The sequence below is a fragment of the Bartonella sp. MM73XJBT genome (assembly GCF_028618465.1).
GTDB lineage: Bacteria > Pseudomonadota > Alphaproteobacteria > Rhizobiales > Rhizobiaceae > Bartonella.
In genome coordinates, this window is record NZ_JAQISY010000038.1 from 1 (window position 1) to 9,125 (window position 9,125).

At 36.7% G+C, this 9,125-nt stretch carries 2 protein-coding genes and 1 pseudogene; 2 read left to right on the plus strand and 1 reads right to left on the minus strand.

Annotated features, from left to right (window positions below; translation table 11 throughout):
• The first annotated feature begins 955 nt into the window (after positions 1-955).
• On the plus strand, positions 956-1,408 hold the full coding sequence (locus PVV69_RS08380; protein ID WP_273757147.1) for a GNAT family N-acetyltransferase: 453 nt from the start codon (positions 956-958) through the stop codon (positions 1,406-1,408).
• A 958-nt stretch (positions 1,409-2,366) separates the two neighbouring features.
• Here the strand turns inward: PVV69_RS08380 and PVV69_RS08385 are convergent.
• A pseudogene (locus tag PVV69_RS08385) lies at positions 2,367-3,481 on the minus strand (metallophosphoesterase).
• A 696-nt stretch (positions 3,482-4,177) separates the two neighbouring features.
• On the opposite strand from PVV69_RS08385, the gene PVV69_RS08390 reads away from it, so the two are divergent.
• Positions 4,178-9,125 (plus strand): right-handed parallel beta-helix repeat-containing protein (locus tag PVV69_RS08390; protein WP_273757148.1); only part of this gene is annotated, 4,948 nt, incomplete at its 3' end.

Sequence of the window (9,125 nt, forward strand, 5' to 3'; positions counted from 1 at the left end):
CGCTACTGAAAGCTGCAAGATCACGCTTGGCAGAAGCGATCCCTTCTTGGAGATGATTGACAAAACGCACAACAAGGGAAACATCCATAATCGTCTCTTATCCTAACATTTGGCTTTCATATTCTTGGGCTTTCAGGCGTGTGTAGTTTGATACTAGGTTTTGTACCAATTCATTTTTTCAAAGAGATTTTAAGAGGTTCTCAAAGGGTCTTCAAAGGTCGTTTTACAATTCGTCATTTTTGTGAGCATCTATTGGATTTTTTTACTCAATCAACTGAGAACAATTTTTAGCTCAGAAAGAATAGGAACCACTCATATGAAAGTGATTTAAGAGAATTTTCTGGAAGATTATCACTATTTGTTAAATTGTTAAAGCATGTAAAATAAGCTTGAAGAGTGAGATAAACATTTCCCATTAGTCCATGGCATTGTTTGGCTATAATAACTTCATCTTTGCCAAAGACACTATTTTCCCAAGGCATTTTTTATTATCTCTTGCTATCCTGAGAATAATTCTTTTAGTATTGGCGGCAGATCTTTTGCGGACTTGTATGTTATAGAAGCTTATTTAAAAGAATTTTAGATTGCCTTTGAGCCAACGGACTGTTTACAGCACCCAGTATTAACAGATCAATAAGAAATGATAAGGAAAACAAATGTTAGACAAATCAAAAATTAACTTATCATTAGAGAATAACTTTTGCTCAAAGGTACGCTTTTTACCAAAACTGTGCCTCAAAATGCAGGTTATTGATTTTTCAAATGGAGTATCTTCTGTTAATTCAACATTTACCTCAGACACATTCAACATTATCTCTGCTAAAAATTTACAAGAAACTATACCGTAGACCAAGCAAAGTCTATAATTGATTCCTTTAATGCACAAAAACTACCTTTAGCTTGGTGGGTTGGACCTCATTCGTCTCACTATAACATCAATGAAGTTCTCTTATCTATGGGCTTAGAGCATGTTGAAACAGAAGTTGGAATGGCGGCTTTAGCGCAGGATATAAACTCACATGTTACTTCTCTGCCGGATAACTTCAAAATCAAGGAAGTTGAATCACTTCAAGAGTTTAGAGATTACGGAAATGTTATGGCATCAGTCTTCGAGCCTTTTGATGAAGAAGCAGTAAGATTTTATGAAACCATAGGTCATTATTATAAAAAAGACCCCGATGTAGGAATGTTCGTTGGGTATATAAATAACAATCCTGTAGCAATATGTTTTTGTATTCAAGCGGATGGAATTGGTGGAGTGTATGATATTGTTACCAATCCAGATTTTCAAAAAAGAGGTATTGGGACAGTAATGACAAAAATTGCTATTGAGTATTTAAAAAGAAAGAAATGTCATATTATTGGTATGCAAGTATCTCAAGAGGGAGTGAGCATTTATAAAAATTAGGTTTTACAAACTTTGGTGAATTTAAAGTTTATTCCAATAAACACATGATAATGGAGCTATAAACTCTTTTTTCGCTCATCTACAAGATGAATTTATTCTATTGAGCAAAACTCAACGATGCTCCACTCATCTGTACAATCAAGAAAGTTGAGCTAATCCCCTTTCATACTGAGAGTGAAAAGCTAAAATCAGTTATGATAAATATCATTATTCCAAGTGACACACCAAGATTTTCTCACTTGTATGATCTTGAGCACAATTGTCTTAAAAGAAACATCTCTCACAGATCCAATTTGGACAAGTGAAAGTTTTTCTTTGCTATGACTAACAATTGGCTGTTTGTTACAAGGATTGAAGAGCAAGAAAATGAATCTTTAAAATGACAATTTCATCATAATTTATGAGATGATTGCTCTATTCGTCAATTAAGAGAAAAAATCTTCGCTTTATACAATAACCAAAGATTCTTCAAAGACCTTTCAAAAATCATTTAAAGGCCCTTTCATGAGTCTTTTTTATTCTTCTAAATCGCAATTTGTGATGATCAATTCCTTTGCCAGAATCATATTATTTGTAGAATTACACGAACATATTGTTCTCTCTTTCTTTCGTATAAATTAGCTAAAGATTTTGCAGATTCCTAGCACATCATTGAGAGAGAGAAAACCTTTCCTTTAATTGCCAAAAGAGCACAGAGACCGTCTAATAATCTTCCCACTTCAGACAAAATCTATTGTCAAATCACACAAAAAATAAACGAACCATAACCGATAACGCGACAGCACAGAAACATTATTGTATATTAATTTATGCATAACAGAAATGGCACCTTAAAATAAAAAGCAAACAATAAAATACCATTTTTTAATATGCTATTGCACGATATTGAGGTCACTTACTTCTCAAGCTTTATACAGAGAACACACTCTTGCCCCTATGCAATAAGAGAAAAACCTTATTATAATTGGCTGCAACTTGCGGAAAATTCTTTATCTTGTCCGACAATACCGAGATCTTTGATCAAGAGAGGTTTTCCTATCTCACCATTATAAGCTTTAACGTGAATATTCTTCCCCTTCACATCTATAAGGTAATAATCTCCATTAAAGAGTGCACCAGCTGTATAAACAGGAACATTGCCAAAACCCTTATCATCCTTCGCACGGTAATAGGACTGATAATGCGTGTGTCCAACGAATATCGCCTTAACATTATGAGAAGTGATGATGGACTTAAACACCGATAAATCTTTAGCGTTCTTTTTATAAATAAAAAGGATTTACCCTCAATAGAAGCGGCATGAGCATCGTGAAAATTAATAACGGTCACTTTCCCTTTCGTATCAGCAGCCTTTAAATCTTTTTTTAGCCAATCCAAAGACTTATTGATTTGCACCTCCATGGATGGTCTCTTCAGATGTACCGTATAACTTGGATAATTGTGCAGTTGCACATAATGAATATCTCCATAATCCCAAGAATAACTTAAACTCCCCTTAAAGGGGTGAATATTTCCACCCGAAACAGCAAGCAAACTTTCAGTAATATCCAGACTGAAATGAGATAACTTACTACGATATTTTTTGATTTCCGCCACCATTCTTGTAACTGCACTGATAGCACAGGCATCTTTATAAAAATTGAACACCTCAGGCATGGCACAAAGACTAACATTATTCGCATAATCGTGATCACCTCACCCCTCATAAACAAGAGAACCAAGATTTTTATAATCATCATAGTTTTTTTGTTAACCAAACTCTGTCAAATCACCATTCACAATATGGAAAGCAGCTTTATGCGCTTTGATCACACTGGCAACCTGCTCATTTATCTTTAACCATGGCTTCCTGTTGGATAGTCCATTGGCATCACCAGAATTCAAACGCCATGGTTGTCGATTATCCACAATGACAGCGGTATAATTTTTCACAAGAGACTTGTCCCTCATGGATTAATCCATTAATCTATTATCAAGCCTCCCCTCTCTTTTTGTCTCAAGACCAACATCAAAACAACCAGAGAGAGCAAAAGCAATCACGGTAATTACCCTATATCCAATTTTATCTCTCATACACACACACCACCATAAACATATAACGTGCTTTATTATATTACCCATAAAGCTTCTGAAAGCAATTTTTCGTTTTTTTGTCTAGAATGTGCCATAAGCTCAAAATAATGAATGCAAGGATATTATAATAAAAATGTGCTCTGATATCAGAGCATTCTTCATTTATAAGATTCTTTCTTAAAACATTTCATTGAGTGCATTTTTCAGCATAGGATATATCGATCAAGACATACATCAAGCCGATATGATCGCAAACAGTCCCTTTATTAAAAATTTGAAAAGTGCTGATATATTTTTATACCCAATAAGAAAAATATTAAGAAACAATCATGTGGCATTATATTTAAACAACGAATTGTTGTATGCATGAAGATAAAACACATTGAGAATCTTCTCAACTAACGCAGAAGGAATGAACAATGAAAGGGTATATGCAGTTACATTTTCTCTAATAATGCCTAAAGAGAGTATAAATATTACTGCCAATATTATTATAATGGATAATAATTATTCAATTATAAATACATTATATATTCAATATAAAATAAAATATAATGAATAATCTCTTTTGACAAAAAAAGAAAAATAAACTATCAAAGCGATCAATTATTAAACGAAAAGCGATATCTATTTTCTTTATCTTCTTTTGAAGAATGCGGGGAAATGAATATTGGGGGCTTTAAAAGGAGAGTACTTGTGTATAAAAAATCCCTTCTGTCATCTATGGCAACAGCAGCTATTATGCTGTTTAATATCCAATTCAATGTCCATGCTGAATCTCTTAAAGTTTCTGGAGAGAAAAAAGAGGTCAAAGATGCCACTTATGAAACTCTTCAGTCCCTAGAAGAGGGGCAAATCACCGGAACTGATTTGAAAATAACCGGAAATAAAGACACAAACTCAAGCTCAAACGAAAACAACTATGTTATAAGCACTGAAGGCAAAGGTAGTGCAATTAAATTAACGGGAGATAAAACGACCATTAAAGGAACGGATTCTGACATCCCTTTGGGTGTTGAAGCAAAAAATGATGCCATACTTCAAATGACAGGGGGAACTATTACAGTTTCCCACACTGGCGTTCACTTCGAAAACAGTAACAGCACCGAAAACAAACTAGAAAATGTAACCATATCAAGTAGTAAAGATGATGCGGCATTAGGCTATGGAATAAGTACAGATAAAAGTACAGTCGCTTTAAACAATGTAAAAGTCTCTCAAGCAACGAATGCCATAGTTGCGGATGATAACTCTCAAATAACTGTCTCTGGAGGATCATTTAATGCAAAACTAGCAACAATAGCTTCTCACGGCAACAGTATTGTTACCTTAACCAACGATGCTCAAATTACATCATCTGAGAACGATGGACTTCTTGCAAAAGACGGTGGCGCGATCAGCATGACGGGGGGAACCATTAAAGCTTCAAACGTTGGCGCTCACTTTGAAAACAGTAAGAGAAAAGAAAACAAACTAGAAAATGTAACCATATCAAGTGGTAAAGACGATACGCTGCTCCAGAATGGAATCAAAGCAGATGATAGTATAGTCGCTTTAAACAATATAACCGTGACAAAAGTAGGAAACGCCATAGTTGCAGATGATAACTCTCAAATAACGATCTCTGGAGGATCATTTGATGCAAAAAAAGTAACAATAGACTCTCAAGGTAACAGTATTGTTACCTTAACCAACGATGCTCAAATTACATCATCTGAAGACAATGGACTTCTTGCAAAAGACGGTGGCGCGATCAGCATGACGGGGGGAGCCATTAAAGCTTCTATAGCTGGTGCTGCCTTCAAGAACAGTAAGAGAGAAGAAAATAAACTAGAAAACGTAACCATAACAAATGTTAAAGATGATGCATTACTAGTTGCTGGAATAGCAGCCGAACAAAACAGTAAAGTTGCTTTAAACAATGTAACCGTGACAAAAGCAGAAAGCGCCATAGTTGCAGATGATAACTCTCAAATAACTGTCTCTGGAGGATCATTTGATGCAAAAGAGACAACAATATATGCGCAAAAGGACAGTACCATTACTCTAACTGACGAGGCGCGAATTACATCATCTGAGGACTCCGGACTTTTTGCAAAAGACGGTGCTGCGATCAGCATGACGGGGGGAACCATTAAAGCTTCTATAGCTGGTGCTGCCTTCAAGAACAGTAAGAGAGAAGAGAACAAACTGAAAAATGTAACAATATCAAGCGTTAAAGATGATGCATTACTAGCTGCTGGAATAGCAGCTAAACAAAACAGTAAAGTTGATTTAAACAATGTAACCGTGACAAAAGTAGGAAACGCCATAGTTGCAGATGATAACTCTCAAATAACAGTTTCTGGAGGATCATTTGATGCAAAAAATGCAACAATAGTTTCTCAAGGCAACAGTATTGTTACCTTAATCAACGATGCTCAAATTACATCATCTGAGGACTCCGGACTTTTTGCAAAAAACGGTGGCGCAATCAGCATGACGGGGGGAACCATTAAAGCTTCTATAGCTGGTGCTGCCTTCAAGAACAGTAATAGAGAAGAAAACAAACTAGAAAATGTAACCATATCAAGTGGTAAAGACGATGCACTGCTCATGCATGGAATCGATGCAAACAACAGTACCATCACTTTAAACAATGTAACTGTCACTCAAGCAACCAATGCCATAGTCGCAGATGATAACTCTCAAATAACTGTCTCTGGAGGATCATTTGATGCAAAACTAGCAACAATAACCTCTAAAGGCAACAGTATCGTTAGCTTAATCAACGATGCTCAAATTACATCATCTGAAAATGATGGACTTTATGCAAAAGACGGTGGCGCAATCAGCATGACGGGGGGAACCATTAAAGCTTTCTACAATGGTGCTGCCTTCGAAAACAGTAAGAGAGAGGAAAACAAACTAGAAAATGTGACAATCTCAAATATTAAAGGCGATGCTCTATTACACTATGGAATAGATGCAGAAAAAAACAGTACAGTCGCTTTAACAAATGTAACCGTGACAAAAGCAGAAAATGCCATAGCTGCAGATGATAACTCTCAAATAACTGTCTCTGGAGGATCATTTGATGCAAAACTAGCAACAATCTATGCGCAAAAGGGTAGTACCATTACTCTAACTGACGAGGCGCGAATTACATCATCTGAGGACTCCGGACTTTTTGCAAAAGAAGGTGGCGCGATCAGCATGACGGGGGGAACCATTAAAGCTTCTATAGCTGGTGCTGCCTTCAAGAACAGTAACAGTGCCGAGAACAAACTGAAAAATGTAACAATATCAAATGTTAAAGATGATGCATTACTAGCTGCTGGAATAACAGCCGAACAAAACAGTAAAGTTGATTTAACAAATGTAACTGTCACTCAAGCAACCAATGCCATAGTCGCAGATGATAACTCTCAAATAACTGTCTCTGGAGGATCATTTGATGCAAAACTAGCAACAATATATGCGCAAAAGGGTAGTACCATTACTCTAACTGACGAGGCGCGAATTACATCATCTGAGGACGTTGGACTTTTTGCAAAAGAAGGTGGCGCGATCAGCATGACGGGGGGAAACATTAAATCTTCAAAAGCTGGTGCTGCCTTCGAAAACAGTAACAGCGCCGAGAACAAACTGAAAAATGTAACAATATCAAGCGTTAAAGATGATGCATTACTAGATGCTGGAATAACAGCCGAACAAAACAGTACAGTCGCTTTAACAAATGTAACTGTCACTCAAGCAACCAATGCCATAGTCGCAGATGATAACTCTCAAATAACTGTCTCTGGAGGATCATTTGATGCAAAACTAGCAACAATCTATGCGCAAAAGGGTAGTACCATTACTCTAACTGATGAGGCGCGAATTACATCATCTGACGGTAATGGACTCTATGCAAATGGTTTAGGCTCTACCATCACAATGACGAAAGGAAACGTCACGGGGAGATATACAACTTTAGTTACAGAAGATGGAGGGCATATTACGGCCACAGATATTACTATCGCAACAACCAAGGGTAGCGGATTAGGTGCAAATGCTATCAACTCTAATAGTACGATTGAATTGTATGAAACAACGATTAACAATGCTTCTATCGGACTTTATGCGCAAAACGGTGGCACAATTAAAATGACTGGTGGAACCATTACAACCTCTACATCTGGCGCTAGCTTCAGTAACAGTAAAAGCGATGAAAATAAACTGAAAGATGTTACAATATCGAATAATAAAAAAGGCAACTCGTTAATATTTGTAGGATTAAATTCTCAGTCCAGCAATGTCTCTTTGGAAAATGTACACATTACAGATGCATACATCGGCGCATTTGCAATGGATCATTCTGAAGTCACAATATCTGGAGGATCATTTGATGGAAGCAATGCAGCGATCTCTGCAGAGAGCGGTAGTACTATTACATTAACCGACAATGTCCAAATTACATCATCTAATGGCAATGGACTCCATGCAAACGGTTCAGATTCTACCATCACAATGACGGGAGGAACAGTAACCGGAAAAGAGGCAGTATTGTTTGCAGAAAATGGCGGACATATTAATGTGACAAATATTTCTGCAACAGCAGAAAACAGCGGCATAAAATTCAAAAACCCTGAGGAAAATATAACCTCAGAAATCAATTTAACCAATGCAAAGCTTCACATTAAAGACGGTATTGGAATTAACGTAGATGAGTCAACTGCTACAGTCAATCTTAGCAAAAAGTCAGAAATTGGTGCTGATGTTTTATTAGTAACAAAAGCTTCAACTAAAGAGGATAATTTCGCTTTTACACTCAATGCTAATGATTCTATATTAGAAGGCAGAGCAAGCATTGCACAAGAGAGAAACGTACGCTTTGACCTGAAAAACAATACACAATGGATCTTGAAAACCAGTACACAAGAAAAAGACGATGATGGCAATCTGCTTGATATCGCTCAAAGATCACGTTCTGATATTTCTGTACTAAACCTTGAAAACAGCTCTCTTGTTTTTAAAGAACCAACAGCAGATGGTTATTACCACACATTGCATATAGGATCAGGAAAACCAGATACCAAAGTGGTCTATAATGCAACAGGTGATGCAAAAATTTATTTCAATACAAAATGGACTGATGGTACTCCAATAGAAGAGCAAAAAACCGATCATCTTCTTATTCACGGAGATGTTTCAGGCTCTACAACAGTCTATATCCAAAGCGATTCAGGAGATAAAAATAGTGTTATAAATGCTTCCGATCCTTCGAACTCAGGTGGTCTTTCACTTATCCAAGTCTCTGGAAAAGCAGAAGAGGATTCTTTCAAACTTACAAATGGCTATACCACAAGAGGCGGTTCGCCTTACAAATATACACTCACTGGTTACGGACCAGAATCAAGTCATGGCATAGCCAATGTTGAGCAAAGCCTTTTCGATGAGAAAAACGAAAATTTCTGGGATTTCCGCTTACATAAAGAATTTCTTGACTCTCACTCAACAGTAGAAGCACCTGTAGGACAAATGGCAAGCTATTTGGTCATGCCAAATGCCCTCTTCTATACGGGATTAACCGATATGGCTAAGCAGAATGCACTGTTAGACAATATGAGAACATCTGTCGTAGCAAAAGAACAAGAAAAACAAAGCGGGTTCTTCTTATACA

Bases quoted from the DNA above. Each gene is read 5' to 3' on its own strand.
- PVV69_RS08380 (WP_273757147.1), top strand. From the start codon at position 956: ATGGGCTTAGAGCATGTTGAAACAGAAGTTGGAATGGCGGCTTTAGCG.